Below are 19,761 nucleotides of genomic sequence, written 5' to 3' on the forward strand. Positions count from 1 at the left end.
TTTTTGCCAGTAAATCCGATTAAACCAATGGATGGATTAGTCCTTATGCAGCCTTGAAGTTACCCACAAAGCAGTAAGTGAGTCCTCCACCAGGAGAATTAAATAGCTTGATTGATAACACCGCGATAATTTCTGCTTCTGCAATCATTGAGGAGGGGGCGGTGATTGGTGCGAATGTACATATTGGTCACTTTTGTTACATTGGTTCTCAAGTCACTATTGGTTCCGGCACGGTGCTTAAATCGCATATTGTGATTAATGGTATTACCGAGCTTGGATGTGACAATTATGTTGGACAATTTTCCTCCATCGGAGAGGTTAGTCAGGATCTTAAATACAAGGGCGAGAGCACGCGAGTTGTCATTGGTAGTCGCAATTTGATTCAGCAAAATGTCACTATTCATCGCGGTACTTTACAGGGCGGTGGAGTTACACATATTGGTAATGATAATAATCTGATGAGCCATGTTCATATTGGACATGATTGCATTGTGGGCGACCATTGTTTCTTGGCATCAAATGTGGGATTGGCTGGGCATGTCGAAGTTGATGACTTTGCCATTATTAGTGCTGGCAGTGCGGTGCATCAGTTTTGTGTTATTGGCACTCATGCTTTAGTGAATATGGGGGCTTGTGTGGTGCAGGATGTCCCGCCTTATGTTATTGCACAAGGGAATCGCGCAGTGCCTGTAGGAATAAGAGGTACAGGAGTCCGCGATGATTGGCTAGACAGCAATGATCAGCAGGCGGTTAAAGGTGCTTACGAACTTATTTATCATCGAGGAAAGCGGGTGGCAGAGGTAAATAAAGAAATTGAAATATTGGCGAGAGAGTGGCAAATATTACTGCCTTATCAGCCATTTTTCAGTCGCTCTGCACGCGGCATTATTCGTTAATCAATAAAGCTGTTAGCCCAATGGCTTGGGGCGGTCAGAATATAAAAAGGCGCCCCATTTTGGGCGCCTTAAATAGATAAAGATATGTGTAAAAATTGTCAGTCAAAATAAAAGCTAGCGGCTAAACAGATCGCGTCTTTTCGGCTTAACAAATTGACTAATTAGCACTAATACCGCCATAAGCAGATAAGCGGCGAAAATGCCGACTAACCACTGCGGCATTTCCAGTGACAGGAATTCCCATTGTTTTACTGCGCAATCGCCACTGGCAACAAAGATAGCAGGGAACCATTTGTCTAGCGGTAACCATGACGGGAAGCTGACAAAGAAATCACAGGTTGTGAAAGGTGATGGATGCAACTGCAGCATCGTATGTACCCAAGCTAACTGAATGCCTCGCCATGCACTGTAAATCCAGATGAAAATAGCCAGATAGCGCAAAGGGGATTTAGGCGCGATAGCACCTAGCAGTGATGCACCAAGAATACCGAATAATGCGGCCCGTTCATAAATACACATTACGCAAGGCTGAAGCAGCATTACGTGTTGAAAATAGAGCGCAACTAATTCTAATACAAGTGCAGTCAGGGCCATTAACAGCCAAGCACCGCGCCCTTTAGAGCAGCGGTTAAGGAATTGCAACATATCTTTATTTTCCATGCAGTAAGCAATTGTACCGGCAGTGTAAACCAATTCATCTTTGCTGCCAGCTACCCAAAGGTAAAATTAGACAAAAATCAGCTATTTCTCGCGAATATCAGCCATCACGATCATCAATTTTGCTTTGGGTGAGATATTGGTTTGTTTTACCCGCCCATTTTAGCCCCTTTATACGGGATTGGAATGGGCGGGTACAGACGATAATTTAAGTCATCAGTGTGTAATGCTAACCCCCGCAACGAGATGAGGCAAACTTATCCAGCCACTTTGTACCATCCACTCTGTTGCTGGCACTAATAAGAACTCAACACCGAGCAGGCCGACAATTGTCATCACAATAGTATAAGGCAGGGCCATATACACCATTCGACCATAGGATAGGCGAATTAATGGGGCGAGTGCTGAGGTCAACAGGAACAAAAACGCGGCCTGCCCATTAGGTGTGGCAACAGAGGGGAGGTTGGTACCGGTATTGATAGCGACGGCCAATAATTCAAACTGTTGGAGTGAAATAATACCCAATTCAAATGCCTTCCGTGCTTCATTGATGTACACCGTGCCGACAAAGACATTGTCAGAGACCGAGGACAGTAAGCCGTTAAACAAATAAAACAGGGATAATTGAGCTGACGGTGAGGATTGTAAAACAAACTGAATAATTGGGGTGAATAAATTTTGCTCAATAATTACTGCGACCACGGCGAAAAACACCGTCAGCAACGCAGTGAAAGGCAATGCTTCTTGAAATGCTTTACCCAGCGCATGTTCACTGGTGATGCCGCAGAAAGAGGTGGCGAGAATAATCACCGACAGCCCCACTAAGCCCACTTCAGCTAAATGTAATGCCAACGCGAGCACCAACCAGACGCCAATTAATGCTTGTACCAGCAGCTTCACTTTTTCCTGCCGATTTCGTTTGGCGCTAGCTTGTTGGTCATAATCCGTCAGAACATGGCGTACTCGCTCAGGTAGCTCCGCACCATAGCCAAACAGCTTAAAACGCTCGACCAACACGCAGACCAACAGTCCGCAAAACAGCACTGGCAGAGTGACCGGCAACATCCGCATAAAGAAATCACCAAAATTCCAACCGGCACTTTTGGCGATAATCAGGTTTTGCGGCTCACCCACCATGGTCATTACGCCCCCCAGCGCCGTCCCCACGCCAGCATGCATCATGAGGCTGCGCAAGAATGCTCGGAATTGTTCCAGTGTTTTGCGATTTTCCTGACTGTCTATCCAACTATCATCATTGATGTCTTTATCCGAATGATTTGATGTAACGTGATGATAAATAGTATAAAAGCCAACAGAGACACTAATGACGACGGCGATAACGGTCAGCGCATCCAGGAATGCTGAAAGGAAAGCAGCCGCAACACAGAATGCTAATGAGAGAGCAATTTTTGAGCGGATATTCAGCAGCAGTTTGGTAAAGATAAACAGTAATAACTGCTTCATAAAATAGATGCCCGCCACCATAAACACCAGTAACAGCAGGACTTCGAGGTTATTGGCAATTTCTTCGGCTACCTGATTCGGGCTGGTCATCCCGATAGCGACGGCTTGAATGGCTAATAAGCCTCCGGGTTGTAATGGATAACATTTTAGGGCCATTGCCAGTGTAAAAATAAACTCAATAACCAGCATCCAACCGGCAACAAAAGGACTGACAAAGAAGAATACCAGCGGATTAATAATGAGAAACGCTATAATTGCCAGCTTGTACCAATCGGGTGCACTCCCCAGAAAATTTTTCAGTACGGCCTGTCTAATGGTCATTTCCATTGTGAGTCACGGTCTCCTTAATAAGTTATTATGGTGTTATTACTGCCCAATGTTACATTTTACTTTACGTTATTTGCCTAAAAGCAATAGGTATAATCTGTTCATCATTACATCTGCGCCATTTTTGCAACTTTATGACTGCTTTCACCATTTGTTCGGCTCTGGAGCTATATCGGAATACAGTCGTCTGGTATGATGAGCGCACTAAATTGCTGATATGTATCGCTACGGAACGTCAAAAAATATGGTTATAAAGGCGCAAAGTCCTGCCAGTTTCGCGGAAGAGTATATTATTGAAAGTATTTGGAATAATCGCTTCCCTCCAGGCACTATTTTGCCCGCGGAACGCGAACTTTCAGAACTGATTGGAGTCACTCGCACAACATTACGCGAAGTGTTACAACGGTTAGCCCGCGATGGCTGGCTTACTATTCAGCACGGTAAACCGACGAAAGTAAACAACTTTTGGGAAACATCCGGCCTTAATATTCTAGAGACACTGGCGCGGCTTGACCACGACAGCGTGCCACAATTGATAGACAACTTACTGGCTGTTCGAACTAATATCGCTACCATCTTTGTCCGGACGGCTATTCGCAATCATCCGGAAAAGGCGCAGGAGATTCTGGCGCAAGCGCAAACAGTTGATGATAACGCTGAGTCTTTCACCGCACTGGATTACGGTATTTTCCGTGGTTTAGCTTTTGCTTCGGGTAACCCAATCTATGGTTTAATCCTGAATGGTTTGAAAGGGCTTTATACCCGTGTTGGCCGTTATTATTTCTCGAATCCAGAAGCGCGTAAGTTGGCACTGACATTTTATAGCAAGTTATCGACACTTTGTGATGAGAAAGCCTACGACCAAGTGTTGGACTGCCTACGAACTTACGGTAAAGAGAGCGGAGCTATCTGGCACAGTATGCAAAGCACCATGCCAAGTGATTTGACGGAAGTCCGCCGCTAGACGAAAACGCGGTGAAGCAGAAAAGTAAAAGGGGCTATTAGCCCCTTTTTTACAATTCTTATTCAATAAGACGGCCAATCTTAGAGCTTATTGGCTCTGGGGGGGACGCTGTCGAGCAATTCAATACTGCCATCATCATTGAGTTGCTCCATATGGATATCAAATCCCCATAAGCGGTGGATATGTTTCATCACTTGCTGGCGGCTTTTATCCAATGGTGCGCGGTCATGAGGGATATAGCGCAGTGTCAGAGAGCGATCCCCGCGCAAATCAACATTCCATACCTGAATATTAGGCTCATGATTACTCAAATTATATTGAGCAGACAATTCATTGCGGATAGCACGATAGCCATCTTCATTATGAATCGCCGAAATTTCGAGATAGTTATGCTTGTCATCATCTAACACCGTGAAGAGACGGAAATCACGCATCACTTTCGGTGATAAGAACTGGCTAATGAAACTTTCATCTTTAAAATCGCGCATAGCAAAATGCAGAGTATCCAGCCAATCTTTACCGGCAATATCCGGAAACCAGTAATAATCCTCCTCGGTAGGAGACTGGCAGATGCGTTTAATATCCTGGAACATGGCAAACCCAAGGGCATAAGGGTTAATACCGCTGTAATAAGGGCTGTTATACGGTGGTTGATACACAACATTGGTGTGGCTGTGTAAGAACTCCATCATAAAGCGATCACTGACCCGGCCTTCATCATATAAATGGTTAAGAATGGTGTAATGCCAGAAAGTCGCCCAGCCCTCATTCATTACTTGGGTCTGTTTTTGTGGATAAAAATACTGGCTGACTTTACGCACAATTCGCAGTATTTCCCGCTGCCATGATTCGAGCAGTGGGGCATTTTTCTCCATAAAGTAAAGCAGGTTCTCTTGCGGCTCACTGGGGTAGCGCTGGGCTTGGGCTTGCACTTCTTCCCGATCTTTTCGTGGTAGTGTTTTCCACAATGAATTGACCTGGCTTTGCAGATATTCCTCCCGGCTTTTCTGGCGCGCAGTTTCTTCAACTAATGATATTTTTTGCGGGCGTTTATAGCGGTCAACGCCATAATTCATTAGTGCATGACAAGAGTCGAGCAGCCGCTCAACTTCTTCTACACCATAGCGTTCTTCGCATTCACTGATGTAATGGCGGGCAAACAGCAAATAATCAACAATGGAGCTGGCATCCGTCCATGCGCGGAATAAATAGTTATTCTTAAAGAAAGAATTATGACCATAACAGGCGTGAGCCATCACCAAGGCTTGCATGGTAATGGTGTTTTCTTCCATTAAATAAGCAATACAAGGATTGGAGTTAATCACAATCTCATAGGCTAAGCCTTGCTGGCCGTGCTTATATTTTTGCTCGGTTTCGATAAACTTTTTACCGAAAGACCAATGGGTATAGTTAATCGGCATACCAATACTTGAATAGGCATCCATCATTTGTTCTGAGGTGATGACCTCTATCTGATGGGGGTAGGTATCAAGCCGGTAATGTTTTGCCACTCGGTCGATTTGATCCAGATAGACCTGCAACAGTTCAAATGTCCAGTCCGGGCCGTCAGTCAGGCGCTTATCCTGCGCGGTGTTTTTCGATGTTGAAGTTGTCATTAGCGCATCCTCACGGTTTATAACCCTGCAAAATACTGGTCACTTCAATAATCCTAGCTCAATATGAACAAATTGAGGCCTGTCTTGACCTTATGTCAATGAATATCAGTTATCTTTCACACGACAGGTATTTTGACGACTCTTATCTATTTTAATTTAGATTATTTTTTACCGGCAGAATCAACAATCTTAAAAAAGATTTTATTGGATTATTATTCTGAACAACCACTGCCTGGCTAGAATATAAAACTAATAAAATTGACTTCCGCAACATGCTGATTATTCATGCTGTTAATAGGGATAATTAGGGCGTTGTTCAGTCATTCTTTCGTATAACTCGCTAAAAGCAGCATCTTATCGCTATTTTCCTCCCGCTATTGAATTGAAAAGTTATTGCGGCGTAAATTAATTGTGAATGTAATCACAATCTATCATTAATATGTTGGATAGTTTTTTCTGCTGGGTTAATTTTCTGTCAACGGAATATTATGCTTTTGATGCATTTTTGGTGTGGGAGATGATATGCGCATTGTCATTTTAGGAAGTGGTGTGGTGGGTGTCGCCAGTGCCTGGTACTTAGCGAAAGATGGGCATGATGTTACGGTGATTGACCGGCAGGACGGGCCAGCTCAGGAAACCAGCGCCGGTAATGCGGGCCAAATATCACCGGGTTACGCCGCCCCTTGGGCCGCCCCCGGAGTCCCATTAAAAGCTATTAAATGGATGTTCCAACGCCATGCGCCATTGGCTGTTCACCTTGATGGCAGCGCCGCCCAGTTGTGCTGGATGTGGCAAATGCTAAGAAACTGCGACACTTCCCACTATATGATTAACAAAAGTCGGATGGTGCGCCTGGCTGAATACAGCCGAGATTGTTTAAAAGATCTGCGCGAAGACACAGGTATTCAATATGAAGGGCGTCAGGGCGGAACTCTGCAATTATTCCGAACTGAACAGCAATTTAATAATGCGGCCAAAGATATTGCGGTATTGGATGACGCGGGGGTGCCGTATTCACTATTAACTGCGGACCAACTGGCCAGCGTGGAGCCGGCATTGGCAAAAGTCTCACATAAACTCGCCGGCGGTTTACGTCTCCCTAATGATGAAACCGGCGACTGCAAATTGTTTACTGAGCGGCTGGCAAAAATGGCCGAGCAGGCGGGGGTGAAATTTATCTTCAATCGCTCAGTGGATAAATTGCTGGTGGATGGCGATCAAATTGCGGGGGTGTTGTGCGGCGACGATATTATGACAGCCGATGCTTATGTCGTGGCTTTTGGCGCTTATTCTACCGCACTGCTGGCGGGGTTGGTGTCGATCCCGGTTTATCCGTTAAAAGGTTACTCGCTAACTATTCCCATCACTAACCCGGCTTCTGCGCCATTTTCTACCGTGCTGGATGAAACCTACAAGATTGCCATTACCCGTTTTGATGACCGTATTCGGGTGGGCGGCATGGCGGAAATCGTGGGCTTCAATACCCAACTGGAACAGGCACGGCGAGAAACACTGGAAATGGTGGTCGGCGATTTGTATCCCGATGGCGGCAATATCAGTCAGGCCACATTTTGGACCGGTCTGCGGCCGATGACGCCGGACGGTACGCCGATTGTGGGGCGAACTTCACTGAAAAATCTCTACCTCAATACCGGCCACGGCACCTTAGGTTGGACCATGGCCTGCGGTTCAGGCCAATTATTGGCCGATATCATGTATGGCCGGCGTCCTGCTATTTTTGCTGATGATCTTTCGGTCTTCCGCTATAGCGCTGGTTTTCGGCCGCTGAATATGACGCCATTGCAAGATATTCATCCCGTGCGCTAATACGACCCTATTGATGATAATGGTTTACTGATAATAACAACTGAATATTGTTTTGGAAGGAATAAGCATGCCTCGCCCGATATCTGCCACGCTGAATTTATCTGCACTGCACCATAATTTAAGTATTGTTCGCCAACAAGCCAAAAAAGCTAAAATCTGGTCAGTGGTCAAAGCGAATGCTTATGGTCATGGTTTAGCACGTATTTGGCCGGGGCTGGCGGGCACGGATGGCTTTGCTTTACTGGATTTAAACGAAGCTATTTTGCTGCGGGAACAGGGCTGGCAAGGGCCAATTTTACTGCTGGAGGGCTTTTTCCAGCCGCAAGATTTAGTGCTGCTGGATCATTATCGTCTGACCACGACGGTCCACAGTGATTGGCAACTGGAAGCCATTAAAGCGGCCCGCCTGACAGCTCCGCTCAATATCTATTTGAAATTCAATAGCGGTATGAATCGTTTGGGGTTCCCTGTTGGGCAAGCACCGGCGGTGTGGCAATGGGCGAAAAGCCTTAGCAATGTCGGCGAAGTGACATTAATGAGCCACTTTGCCAATGCAGATAATCCTATCGGCATAGATGAACAGTTTGCTCAGATTCAACAGGCCACGGGGCATATTTCGGCGGCTCGATGCTTTGCTAATTCGGCGGCGATATTGCGCAATCCTGAGACTCATTATGACTGGGTGCGGCCGGGGATTATTCTTTATGGCGCGTCACCCAGTGGCGATATTGCGGATATTGCGGGTATTGGTCTGCGCCCGGTGATGAGTTTATGCAGTGAAATTATTGCGGTGCAATCATTATCTGTGGGGCAAAGTGTGGGATATGGCAGCCGCTATTGCACCAGTGGGGCGCAGCGCATTGGGGTGGTCGCTTGTGGTTATGCCGATGGTTATCCACGACTTGCACCCAGTGGAACCCCGATAATGGTGGACGGCATAGTAACTCACACGGTGGGGGCTATCTCGATGGATATGCTCACAGTGGATTTAACGCCCTGTCCACAAGCGCAGATTGGCAGCAAAGTCGAGGTATGGGGCGAAAATGTGTTGATTGATAATGTGGCACAGGCTGCGGGAACGGTGGGATATGAGTTGATGTGTGCGCTGGCAAGTCGCGTTACCCTTCTGACTTGACTCGGTAGCGGTGTTAGCGGCTCTCATTATTCGGCCCGTCCATGGGCCTCGCCTCTGCGAGGCCGCTGCAAGCAGCGTTCAAATCTGCTCCCAGCAGATTTGTCACCCGAATCACTGACTCATGTCAGCTCATCGGGTCTCATTCGTTTGCTGCCTTGCTACAACGCCAATTCATATGGGTAATCGGTTTCTTATTTACCATTGAAGTGGCGTGTTAGTTTATTTTCTGCAAGTTACCGCGCACATGTTTACTGGCTCGGCGTGCCTGCCACGCCAGTAGGCAGCCCGTTAACATCACGATAGCCAATGATAATTTAGGTTCAATTGGCAAGGCCATGGCCAACAGACCTAATCCAGCGCCGCCCGCCATTTGCACAAACCCCACCAAGGCTGAGGCAACACCGGCCTCATTGGCGTAAGGTTCCAGCGCATAGCTGGTGGCCGGGCCCATCATAAAGGCTAAACCGGCGCAAGCACTGGCAACGGGCAACATGTAAACCAGCCAATGTTGCTGTACCTCAGATGATAATCCCAAGCCATAGAGCAGGCCGAAACAGCCGAGCGCCATCAATACACTACCGGTCATCAAGCAGGCCGGGCGGCCCACTTTCTGGATAATCCGGTTCGCCAAAAAGCTGACGGCCATGATCCAAAAACCATTGGCTCCGAAGACTAAGGAAAATTGCAGCGGGCTTAGCCCCGCGCCGACCATCAGGACATTGGGTGCCAACGAAACATAAGTTAATGCCATCCCCATCGCGCCGGCATTCACCAGTGCGAAAGTCAGAAAACGGTCGTCACGTAAAATGCGCAGATAGTTTTTTATCGGCAAACTTTTCACTGGCTGGGTATTGGCTGGGCGGGTTTCCGGTAGGAAGAAAATCACCAGGATTAATACCAACAACCCATACAAGGCCAGGAACCAGAATGGCGCTCGCCAGCCAAAGGCTTCGGCCAACAATCCGCCCAATAAGGGAGCCAGCGCCGGGACGATATTTAATGTGCCGTTGAGGAAGCCAAAAGCACGGGCAGCTTCATTGCCATTGAGGCGGTCACGGACACCACTAAATGCCACCACTGCCGTGCAACAGACCGCCACGCCTTGCAACAGACGCGAGCTGACAAACATCAAGGGGCTGACAGCCAGTGCGGCCATCGTGGCACCTAGCATGTAAAGGATGATACCGATGATGGCAATAGGCTTGCGGCCATATTTGTCAACCAATGGCCCGGCGATCAGTTGGCCGATACCCAGCACCAGAATAAACAGGGCGATGGTGGATTGAATGAGTGACTCGCTACTGTTCAGGCCCTTGGCTATCGCGGGAATGGTCGGTAGGTAAAGGTCGATGCCCAGAGGGCCGAGCAGAATTAGGCTTAACAGTAGGAAGAGAAATTTTTGCATAACAACCATTTTTTGCATAACAACATTTTTTTGCATAACAATAATGCAACATCCAAATGACAAAGGCAGCAAGGATAAAGAATTTGCCGACAGATGAAAAGGTGGGCGGTGCCCACCTTCACGCGAGTGACCCGGTTACAGTGACAACGTCACTTATGGGTATTTAAACCTGCTAATAGATTACTACAACTAATTATATATCTCTTGTTGTTCATAAGCTAAATGTCACTTATCAGTTAATGGTCGTGCGCTGCTCCAACCACTCTTCCAACTTGGTCGCGGGCAGCGCCTCTGAAAACAAAAATCCCTGACCAATCAAGTAACCTTGCCGGCTCAGCAAAGTGCGTTGGGCTTCATTTTCGACCCCCTCAACTATCACCGACAATTGCAAACTTTCACCGATGCGAATCACTGCTTCACTCAAGGTTCGGCTGGTTTCGTCATGCTCAAGGTCATGGACGAAACTTTTATCCAGCTTGATTTCATCGAGATCCAGGCGGCGTAGATAACTGAGGCTGGAATAACCAGTGCCAAAATCATCCATCGATAACCGGATGCCCAGACGATGAATTTTTTCGATAGTAGTGAAAATTGTCGGGTTACTTTCAATTAATATATCTTCAGTAATTTCCAGTGTTAGATCCTGTGGCGGCAAATGATAATGGTGCAAAATGTGCAAAATCATGTCCGGTAATCCGGGGTTATGGAAATTAGTCGGGGATAAATTCACTGATACCGACGGAACATCAATGCCCCTTAAGCGCCAGTCCGCCAGTTGCCGGCACGCGGTATCAATTGCCCACAGGGCAAGCTCGTTGATAAGGCCGCTATCCTCAGCAATAGGAATAAAATGTTGCGGCGGAATATTGCCCAATACCGGATGATTCCAGCGACTTAGCGCCTCGACACCATACAGATGACCGTCTTTTAGCATCACTTGCGGCTGATAAAATAGCTCAAGGGAGCCAATATGAAATGCATGACGCAGCGCATCTTCCATATCCTGGCGTTGTTGATTGAGATTATTCATTTCTACACTGAAGAAATTGAAATGCCCATGGCCCATATTTTTCGCTTTATGCATCGCGATATTGGCATGGTTCATCAAAGTGTCTATCTCCATGCCATTTTCCGGATACAAACTGATCCCCACACTGGCCGAAGGAATAATATTCATATTGGCTATTTGACAAGGCTGAGACAACAAGCTGAGCATCTTTTCCACTCGCGCCGTGGTTTGTTGCAGGGGGCTGGAGGCCAAAATAATAATAAATTCATCACCAGACAGGCGGCCAATAATGTCATTTTTGGGCAGACTGTCGCGCAGGCGCTCGGCAATAGCGGCAAGAAATGTATCACCTGCAGCATGGCCGAGCGAGTCATTGACTTGTTTAAAACGATCCAGATTAATCACCAGCACGGCCAGCGGATGATTCATTTCAGCCGCTAACGCAATGGCTTGTTTAGCATAAACCCAAAACTGGCTGCGATTGGGCAGCCCGGTTAATGAATCATAAAAAGCTAAATGTTGAATTTGTTTGCGTGATAGTTCCCGCTCCATGGCAAGAGAACACAAATCAGCCGTTAACTTGACCAGTTGGCGATGAAATTCACTTGGGCCTTGTACCTGTTTGTAATAAAAAGCAAAAGTCCCCAGGATTTTATCTTGGCTAGAGAGAATCGGTGTTGACCAGCATGCCAGCAGCCCGTGGGGGAGAATCAAATGGCGATAATTTTCCCATAGTGGGTCAGTGGAGATATCTTGTACTTCGACGGGGTGCTTGCGAAATGCGGCTGTACCGCAGGATCCAGCATATGGGCCGACCGGCACACAGGAGAGTGCGGCAGTATAAACCGGTGATAGAGAGGGGCCGGCAAGGAACGTAAGATAATTTTCCCCATTGATCTGTAAAATGCTAGCGGTCACCTCCGGGGCAATTCGCTCAATTTCGAGGCACAGCATAGACATCACTTCTTCGAGTGGGCGTTCCTGAACTAATGCAGCTAACACCGGATAAAGTTTCACCCACTCTCGGGTTAATTTGTGTTGTTCAATGAAAAAGGTAATGTCTTTGGCGATTTTGACCATCCGGGTCACTGAACCGTCAGGGCCGCGAACCGGCTGATAGATAGCCGCCAACCAGACAGTTGAACCGTCTTTATGTAATCGCTCAAAATGTCCTTCCAGTGATTGCCCCGCGAGTAAGCATTTTTTGATTTTTTGGTATTCTTCACTGTTGGCATAACCGGGATGACAAAACATTAAATGAGGTCGACCAATGACTTCTTCGCGTTTATAGCCAAAATAATCAAGATAGTTCTGATTAACTTCGATAATACGACCGTAAAGGTCAAACTCAATAATAGCTAATGAGTTATCTAATGCGCTTAATAAGGCATTGTTTTCGTCATAATCAGACGGCTCAGCTTTCTGCCATTTTACTGTTTTTTTTGTTTTCATTATAAATTCCCATGAAAAAGAATCGCTTGGCAGTTGTGTTGTTTGAGTGAAATCACCTATGGGGTTATTGAAATAGCACTATTTTCTAATAAACAAAATTAATGATAAATATTTAAATACTCATTAATTTATGGAATGCATAAATAATACGGCAGTCTTATTTATGTCAGTTTTATTGCTGTATCGGTATCTGGCATTAAGTTTAGTCGATAACCGGGCAGGGAAAGAGAAGATTTGTCGTGAGTATCGGGCCGTGCGGAGATTATTTTTAATGAATACCAATAACTATTATTGCTTGATAACACGTATTGCTTGATAACACGTTAAATGCCATTACCTGACAAGGGCATATCAGGTAATGGCGAGCGAGTAGATCAGTGGTTAGGCATGATTATCCATCGAACCAAAGCGGCCATTGTTAAAATCAGCGATAGCCTCGGCAATTTGCTCCTCGGTATTCATCACAAAAGGCCCGTAACCGATAATGGGTTCCTCGATTGGTTCACCACTGAGCAATAACAGCACAGCATCATTATTGGCTTCGACAATCACCTTGCTACCGGCAGAACTCAACAACACCATTTCTGCATCACGGGCAACGGCATCGCCATTAATCTGCACAGTACCGCGCAACACAATTAGCGCGGTATTCCAGCCATCGGGCAGTGAAAACTCAGTGCTTTTGCCCTGATTTAGCCGGATATCCCACACATTCAAGGGTGAGAAAGTCTGGGCAGGGCCATTTTCCTCAGTATAGTCCCCGGCAATGACGCGCAGACTACCCGCGCCCTCAGGCAATGTAACCTGAGGAATAGCTTCATTGCGAATGGCCTGATAACCCGGTGTGGTCATTTTGTCTTTTGCCGGTAAATTGACCCACAACTGCACCATTTCAAAAGCACCGCCGTGTTGTGCAAAGCTATCTGAATGAAACTCTTCATGCAGAATACCGCCACCTGCCGTCATCCATTGCACATCACCAGGGCCAATGATTCCACCTTTACCAGTAGAATCACGGTGCTCAACTTCACCCTGATACACAATAGTCACGGTTTCAAAGCCGCGATGTGGATGTTGCCCGACTCCACGCCGATGCTGGGTCGGGGTAAAATCCATCGGCCCGGCATAGTCCAGCAGCAGGAATGGGCTGAGTTGTTTGCCATGGCTTTGGTATGAAAACAGTGAGCGAACTGGGAAACCATCACCCACCCAATGTTGGCGCGGCGCACGATAAATACCTTGGACTTTTTTCATCGTAATCTCCTTACAACATCTTTAATAATAGAGAGCAGCCTTACAGTTCAATCTGCTTGGCTACAGATTGGGTAAAGTATATATTCAGGATAATCTAAGCAGTAGTTAGCAAAAGTGATTATCACTGTTCTATTATTGGGACAATAATAACTGTAGGTAACAGAAAGGCAGGATATGCAGGATCTCAATGACCTTTATTATTATGCCGAGGTGGTCGAGCACGGAGGATTCAGTGCCGCAGCTCGAGTATTGGGAGTGCCAAAGTCAAAATTGAGCCGGCGGTTAGCTTTATTGGAGGAGCGGCTGGGGGTGCGATTAATTCAGCGCTCAACTCGGCGCTTTGCGGTGACGGACGTCGGGCGCACCTATTATGAACACTGCAAAGCGATGCTGGAAGAAGCCAAAGCTGCACAAGAATCGATTGATTTAACGCGAGCAGAACCTCGCGGCGTGGTGCGCATTACTTGCCCAGTGGCACTGTTACAAGCCACAGTCAGCACCATGTTAGCGGATTTTATGGCCAGTTGCCCTCTGGTGACTCTTCATCTCGACGCGACAAATCGACAGGTCGATCCGGTGGCCGAAGCCATTGATATTGCTATTCGAGTGCGGCCACCGCCATTGCAAGACAGTGATTTGGTGCTGAAGGTGTTGGGTAACCGCTGCCAGTGTCTGGTTGCCAGCCCTGAGTTGATTGCGCGCCAAGGGGAAGTGAACGTGCCGGCTGATTTGACCGGCTGGCCAAGTCTTGGGCTAGGGCAGCCTCAGCAGGAATTTATCTGGAATTTAGAGGGGCCAGAAGGGGCGCATGCGGCAATTTATCATCAACCCCGGCTGGTGACCGCAGACATGACTACATTACGCAGCGCTGCCCTCAGTGGTGTCGGGGCGGTGCAGCTTCCGGTGATGATGGTGACGGAGCAATTGGCCGCCGGTGAACTCATCCGCCTATTACCGGAGTGGTCACTGCGCCATGAAATTATCCATGCCGTTTTCCCCTCACGACGCGGTTTATTACCCTCAGTGCGCAGTGTACTCGATTATTTGGCACTGAGTTTTAGCCAACTTGATGATCAATAAGGCTATTCTGGCATCAATCATTGTTTGTGGGGGTGCCGATATTGGCCGCCTATGCTTGTTATTTATCTTTGGTTTGCGATTCATGCTTATGACGATGGTGCGAGTCTGGGAAATGGGGATGAGAGTGCGCCATTGGCTGATGCCGATGAGAATGTTTATGCGGCACATTGGCACTGACCGGGAAATCATGTGAATGCTGATGATGTACATCATGAAGATGTTCGTGTTCGTGCAGTAAATCTTCATGGTTGTGCTGATGCTCATGCTGTTCAGTCAGATGCAACCCAATCCCAATTGCCATCAACAGCCCAGCAACCACTAAAGGTAATGTCACGGCATCCCCCATCGCAACAGCCAGCGCCGCGCCCAAGAATGGTGCAATGGAGAAGTAAGCGCCAGTGCGGGCGGTACCGAGGTGGCGTAAACCAATAACAAACAGCGCCAGACTCACACCATAGGCAAAAAATCCGACCAACAGGGCACCGGCCAGATTGGTCAGTGGTGGTAAGGTTGCGCCTAGGGCAAAGGCCAATGCGAGATTCACTATACCCGCCACCCATCCTTTAACCGAAGCAATCCACGTGGCGTCCGTCAAAGAGACTTTGCGGGTCAGATTGTTATCAATCCCCCAGGCGAAACAGGCACCCAGAATAGCCAGTGTTGGCCACAGTCCGGCAAAATGCGCTTCTCCCGGCCAGCTCAGAATAGCTGCACCGGCAACAATCACCACCATGCCCAGAGCAATGCGGCGGTCAAAATTCTCCTTGAAAGCAAACCAGGCGAGCAGGGCAGTAAATACCCCTTCAGCATTGAGTAACAGTGAGGCTCCCGATGCGGGCATACCGGTCAGGCCAATCATCAGCAGCACCGGCGCAATAATCCCCCCCGCAGTAATCGCGCCGATAAGCCACCATAGCTCATTACGCGGCAGGCTGACGGCGGCTGGGCGGGTTATCAAGCGATACAGCGCCAAACCCACACCTGAACCCAAATACAGTAAACCAGCCAGTAGCCACGGGCTAACCGTATTCAGCAATTGTTTCGCCAACGGGGTTCCGGCACCAAACAATGCTGCCGCCGTTAATGCCGCTAATACACCCGGTTGTCGCAGTCCATCATGCCATTTCATGGAGGTCGCTCTGAGAATGAAGGGGAGTAGAAATTTTAGCGCATTAAAAAGCCGGAAAGCCATTTCTGTGGTAGAAAAAGATTGCCGGCTAGTTTGGTTGTTAATTATGTATAAATGTTAATTATCGACGGTTTGCCGATGAAACAATTCACGGAATACCGGATAAATATCTTCAGGATCCCGAATATGCTGCATGGCAAAGTTATCGTATTTTTCCTGCAAGTCTTCATATTCCCGCCACAGTGTTTGATGGGCACGGCGGGTGATTTCAATGTAGCTATAGTAACGCACCACAGGCAGGATTTTTTTCGCCAGTAATTCATGGCACAGCGGCGAATCATCGGCCCAGTTATCCCCATCTGAGGCTTGAGCCGCGTAGATATTCCATTGTGCGGGGTCATAGCGCTCTTGCACCACTTCGTCCATTATTTTCAGCGCACTGGAGACAATCGTCCCACCGGTTTCTTGCGAATAGAAAAACTCTTGTTCATCAACTTCTTTCGCTTGGGTGTGATGGCGAATATACACGACATCGACGTTTTTATAAGTGCGGCTCAGGAACAGATACAGCAGAATATAAAACCGCTTTGCCATGTCCTTGGTGGCTTGATCCATGGAGCCAGACACGTCCATCAAGCAAAACATCACTGCCTGACTTGAAGGTTCTGGACGGCGTTCATAGTTTTTATAACGCAAATCGAAGGTATCAATAAAAGGTACCCGGGCGATTTTTTGTTTTAATTCGGCAATGGCTTTGCGTATGCGTTCTTCTTCCAGCAATTGCGCCGGTTCCGAGTTTTCCAGCGCTTTCAGTGTCTCTTCCAATTCGCGCAATTCTCGACGTTTACTGGCGGTCATGGCAGTACGGCGGGCCAGTGAGTTTTGCAGTGAGCGCACCACACTGATATTGGCCGGCACCCCATTGGAGGTATAACCTGCACGGTGAGTTTTAAATTCGGTCAGCTGTTTATACTGATTTTTCTTCAGGTTAGGCAGCGCCAGATCTTCGAACAACAAATCGAGATATTCGTCTTTGGATATCTGAAAGACAAACTCATCTTCGCCTTCACCGTCCTGACCGGCATTCCCCTGACCACTGCCGCTACCGCCGCCACCACCTTGCGGGCGTTCTATGCGGTCATTGGTGACAAAATGGTCATTGCCGGGGTGAACTCGATGGCGTAATCCGCCACGGCCTTGATGGAACATCGGCTCATTGATGTCATCAATAGGTATTGAGACTGATTCGCCACTCTCAGTATCAGTTACTGACCTTTTATTGATAGCATCGGAAATTGATTGTTTAATTTGCGACTTATAGCGGCGCAAAAAGCGCTGGCGATTGACCATGCTTTTATTTTTGCCGTTAAGTCGCCTGTCAATAAAGTAGCCCATAACTCCCCCTGCCTCTATTCCCTGCATCTTCCGCACTGTTGCTGTGCTGACGAGCAACACAGCAACAATGTGGAATCAATCCCCGCGATATCATGGCGGACTAATAACAGGTTATGATGATTTTCTTACCCGCAGATACCATTCACACAGTAAACGAACCTGCTTGCGGGTATAACCTTTCTCCATCATTCGATCGACAAAGTCATCATGCTTTTTCTGCTCATCCGTTGAGGTTTTGGCGTTAAAGGAGATAACCGGCAATAACTCCTCAGTGTTGGAGAACATTTTCTTCTCAATCACGGTGCGCAACTTCTCATAGCTGGTCCAGTTTGGATTCCGGCCATTGTTATTGGCTCTGGCGCGCAACACAAAATTGACGATTTCATTACGGAAATCTTTCGGGTTGCTGATACCCGCTGGCTTTTCAATTTTCTCCAGTTCAGCATTCAGTGATTCACGGTCAAACAGTTGCCCAGTATCCGGATCACGGTATTCCTGATCCTGAATCCAGAAATCGGCGTAAATAACATAGCGGTCGAAAATATTCTGACCGTACTCAGAGTAAGATTCCAGATAGGCGGTTTGGATCTCTTTGCCGATAAACTCAGCGTATTTCGGGATCAAATACCCTTTCAGGTGCTCGAGGTATTTCTCCGCGATATCCTGTTGGAATTGCTCGCGTTCAATTTGCTGTTCTAATACATAGAACAGGTGCACCGGGTTGGCAGCCACTTCGGCATGGTCAAAGTTAAACACCCTTGAGAGGATTTTAAAGGCAAAACGGGTCGAAAGGCCGTTCATACCCTCATCAACCCCAGCATAGTCGCGATACTCTTGATAAGACTTGGCTTTAGGATCAGTATCTTTCAGACTTTCACCGTCATACACCCGCATTTTGGAGTAAATGCTGGAGTTTTCCGGCTCTTTCATTCTTGAAAGAATGGAGAAGCGCGCCAGTGTTTCCAAGGTGCCGGGGGCGCAAGGTGCATGAGTCAGTTCACTGTGAGTCAATAACTTGTCGTAAATTTTGATCTCTTCTGAAACCCGCAGGCAATAAGGCACTTTGACGATATACACACGGTCAAGGAAGGCTTCATTGTTTTTGTTATTACGGAATGTCACCCATTCTGATTCGTTAGAGTGCGCAAGAATAATACCGCTGAATGGTAGGGCGGATATCCCCTCAGTTCCGTTATAGTTCCCTTCCTGAGTTGCGGTCAGCAAGGGGTGTAGCACCTTAATGGGCGCTTTGAACATCTCGACGAACTCCATAATCCCTTGGTTCGCCCGGCACAATGCCCCGGAATAGCCATAAGCATCGGGGTCGTTCTGGGCATGATTTTCCAATTTACGGATATCAACCTTACCGACCAAAGCAGAGATATCCTGATTGTTTTCATCACCTGGCTCTGTTTTCGCAATCGCAACCTGCTCAAGAATAGAAGGCCAGACTTTGATGACTTTAAATTTGGTGATATCGCCGCCAAATTCGTGCAGACGTTTGGCCGCCCACGGCGACATAATAGTGCCAAGATAACGGCTGGGAATACTGTATTCTTTGGCCAGAATCGCCGCATCTTCCTGCGGGTTGAATAAGCACAATGGGTGGTCATTGACCGGGCTGCGTTCACCATTAGCACTTAATATATAGATAGGGACGCGTTGCATCAGGGCTTTCAAACGTTCAGCCAGTGATGATTTACCACCACCTACCGGGCCGAGCAAATAAAGGATCTGTTTCTTTTCTTCTAACCCTTGAGCGGCATGTTTGAGGTAAGAAACGATTTGCTCTATGGCCTCCTCCATACCATAGAACTCTTCAAATGCAGGGTAACGGGCGATAACTCGATTAGAGAATAGCCGCGACATCCGGGACTCAAGTGCGGTATCGACCATGACAGGCTCACCAATAGCCATCAGCAGACGTTCAGCCGCATTAGCATATGCACTGCGATCTTGCTGACAAATAGTGAGGAACTCCTGCAGTGTGAACTCTTCGTCCTTGGCAGCCTCATAGCGCTGGAGATAGTGATCAAATATGTTCATAGCGATGCCCGTCCTGTTTGAATGGTTGGGAACATAAAATAATAGTAGTGCTTTATTGGGTTAAAATTTTGAAACTACTACCTTATTGTTATGGTCGCGTCTCTC

Annotated in this window: 14 protein-coding genes; 5 read left to right on the forward strand and 9 right to left on the reverse strand. The window is 47.3% G+C overall.

Annotated elements, in window-relative coordinates:
* Positions 1-107: 107 nt before the first annotated feature.
* Positions 108-896, forward strand: coding sequence for an acyl-ACP--UDP-N-acetylglucosamine O-acyltransferase (gene lpxA / locus DXZ79_RS09665; protein ID WP_038633300.1), 789 nt, complete (start codon positions 108-110; stop codon positions 894-896).
* A 114-nt stretch (positions 897-1,010) separates the two neighbouring features.
* Here the strand turns inward: lpxA and dsbB are convergent, their stop codons facing one another.
* The gene (gene dsbB / locus DXZ79_RS09670; protein ID WP_038633298.1) at positions 1,011-1,541 is read right to left on the reverse strand and encodes a disulfide bond formation protein DsbB; all 531 of its coding nucleotides are present in this window, start codon (positions 1,539-1,541) and stop codon (positions 1,011-1,013) included.
* Between the two features lie 228 nt (positions 1,542-1,769).
* Positions 1,770-3,344 carry a sodium/proton antiporter NhaB gene (gene nhaB, locus DXZ79_RS09675; RefSeq protein ID WP_038633295.1) on the reverse strand — a complete coding sequence of 525 codons (1,575 nt, stop codon included), beginning with the start codon at positions 3,342-3,344 and terminating at the stop codon, positions 1,770-1,772.
* 244 nt (positions 3,345-3,588) lie between these two features.
* On the opposite strand from nhaB, the gene fadR reads away from it, so the two are divergent.
* Positions 3,589-4,308, forward strand: a complete 720-nt coding sequence (fadR, locus tag DXZ79_RS09680) for a fatty acid metabolism transcriptional regulator FadR (RefSeq protein WP_038633293.1) — start codon at positions 3,589-3,591, stop codon at positions 4,306-4,308.
* An 80-nt stretch (positions 4,309-4,388) separates the two neighbouring features.
* On the opposite strand, the gene DXZ79_RS09685 is transcribed toward fadR, so the two are convergent.
* The gene (locus tag DXZ79_RS09685; RefSeq protein ID WP_038633292.1) at positions 4,389-5,924 is read right to left on the reverse strand and encodes a SpoVR family protein; all 1,536 of its coding nucleotides are present in this window, start codon (positions 5,922-5,924) and stop codon (positions 4,389-4,391) included.
* A gap of 522 nt (positions 5,925-6,446) precedes the next feature.
* On the opposite strand from DXZ79_RS09685, the gene DXZ79_RS09690 reads away from it, so the two are divergent.
* Positions 6,447-7,751, forward strand: coding sequence for a D-amino acid dehydrogenase (locus DXZ79_RS09690; protein ID WP_038633291.1), 1,305 nt, complete (start codon positions 6,447-6,449; stop codon positions 7,749-7,751).
* A gap of 67 nt (positions 7,752-7,818) precedes the next feature.
* A complete protein-coding gene (gene dadX, locus DXZ79_RS09695; RefSeq protein WP_120011238.1) occupies positions 7,819-8,886 on the forward strand; it encodes a catabolic alanine racemase DadX in 1,068 nt (355 codons plus the stop codon).
* A gap of 214 nt (positions 8,887-9,100) precedes the next feature.
* Here the strand turns inward: dadX and DXZ79_RS09700 are convergent, their stop codons facing one another.
* The 3 genes from DXZ79_RS09700 to DXZ79_RS09710 form a co-directional block, all read right to left on the reverse strand.
* Positions 9,101-10,291: a multidrug effflux MFS transporter gene (locus DXZ79_RS09700; protein WP_050291804.1), complete on the reverse strand. Its 1,191-nt coding sequence runs from the start codon at positions 10,289-10,291 to the stop codon at positions 9,101-9,103.
* Between the two features lie 232 nt (positions 10,292-10,523).
* Complete coding sequence (locus tag DXZ79_RS09705) at positions 10,524-12,752, reverse strand: bifunctional diguanylate cyclase/phosphodiesterase (RefSeq protein ID WP_120011239.1); 2,229 nt, start codon at positions 12,750-12,752, stop codon at positions 10,524-10,526.
* Positions 12,753-13,133: 381 nt separating this feature from the next.
* Positions 13,134-14,006, reverse strand: a complete 873-nt coding sequence (locus DXZ79_RS09710; protein WP_120011240.1) for a pirin family protein — start codon at positions 14,004-14,006, stop codon at positions 13,134-13,136.
* A 174-nt stretch (positions 14,007-14,180) separates the two neighbouring features.
* On the opposite strand from DXZ79_RS09710, the gene DXZ79_RS09715 reads away from it, so the two are divergent.
* On the forward strand, positions 14,181-15,086 hold the full coding sequence (locus tag DXZ79_RS09715) for a LysR family transcriptional regulator (protein ID WP_120011241.1): 906 nt from the start codon (positions 14,181-14,183) through the stop codon (positions 15,084-15,086).
* Positions 15,087-15,144: 58 nt separating this feature from the next.
* Here DXZ79_RS09715 and DXZ79_RS09720 read toward each other — a convergent pair whose 3' ends face one another.
* From DXZ79_RS09720 to yeaG, 3 genes are all read right to left on the reverse strand, one after another.
* The gene (locus DXZ79_RS09720; protein ID WP_038633276.1) at positions 15,145-16,215 is read right to left on the reverse strand and encodes a DMT family transporter; all 1,071 of its coding nucleotides are present in this window, start codon (positions 16,213-16,215) and stop codon (positions 15,145-15,147) included.
* Between the two features lie 117 nt (positions 16,216-16,332).
* Positions 16,333-17,610, reverse strand: coding sequence for a YeaH/YhbH family protein (locus DXZ79_RS09725; protein ID WP_120011242.1), 1,278 nt, complete (start codon positions 17,608-17,610; stop codon positions 16,333-16,335).
* A 111-nt stretch (positions 17,611-17,721) separates the two neighbouring features.
* On the reverse strand, positions 17,722-19,656 hold the full coding sequence (yeaG, locus tag DXZ79_RS09730; protein WP_004390941.1) for a protein kinase YeaG: 1,935 nt from the start codon (positions 19,654-19,656) through the stop codon (positions 17,722-17,724).
* Positions 19,657-19,761 lie beyond the last annotated feature (105 nt).

The sequence above is a fragment of the Yersinia rochesterensis genome, from assembly GCF_003600645.1.
GTDB lineage: Bacteria > Pseudomonadota > Gammaproteobacteria > Enterobacterales > Enterobacteriaceae > Yersinia > Yersinia rochesterensis.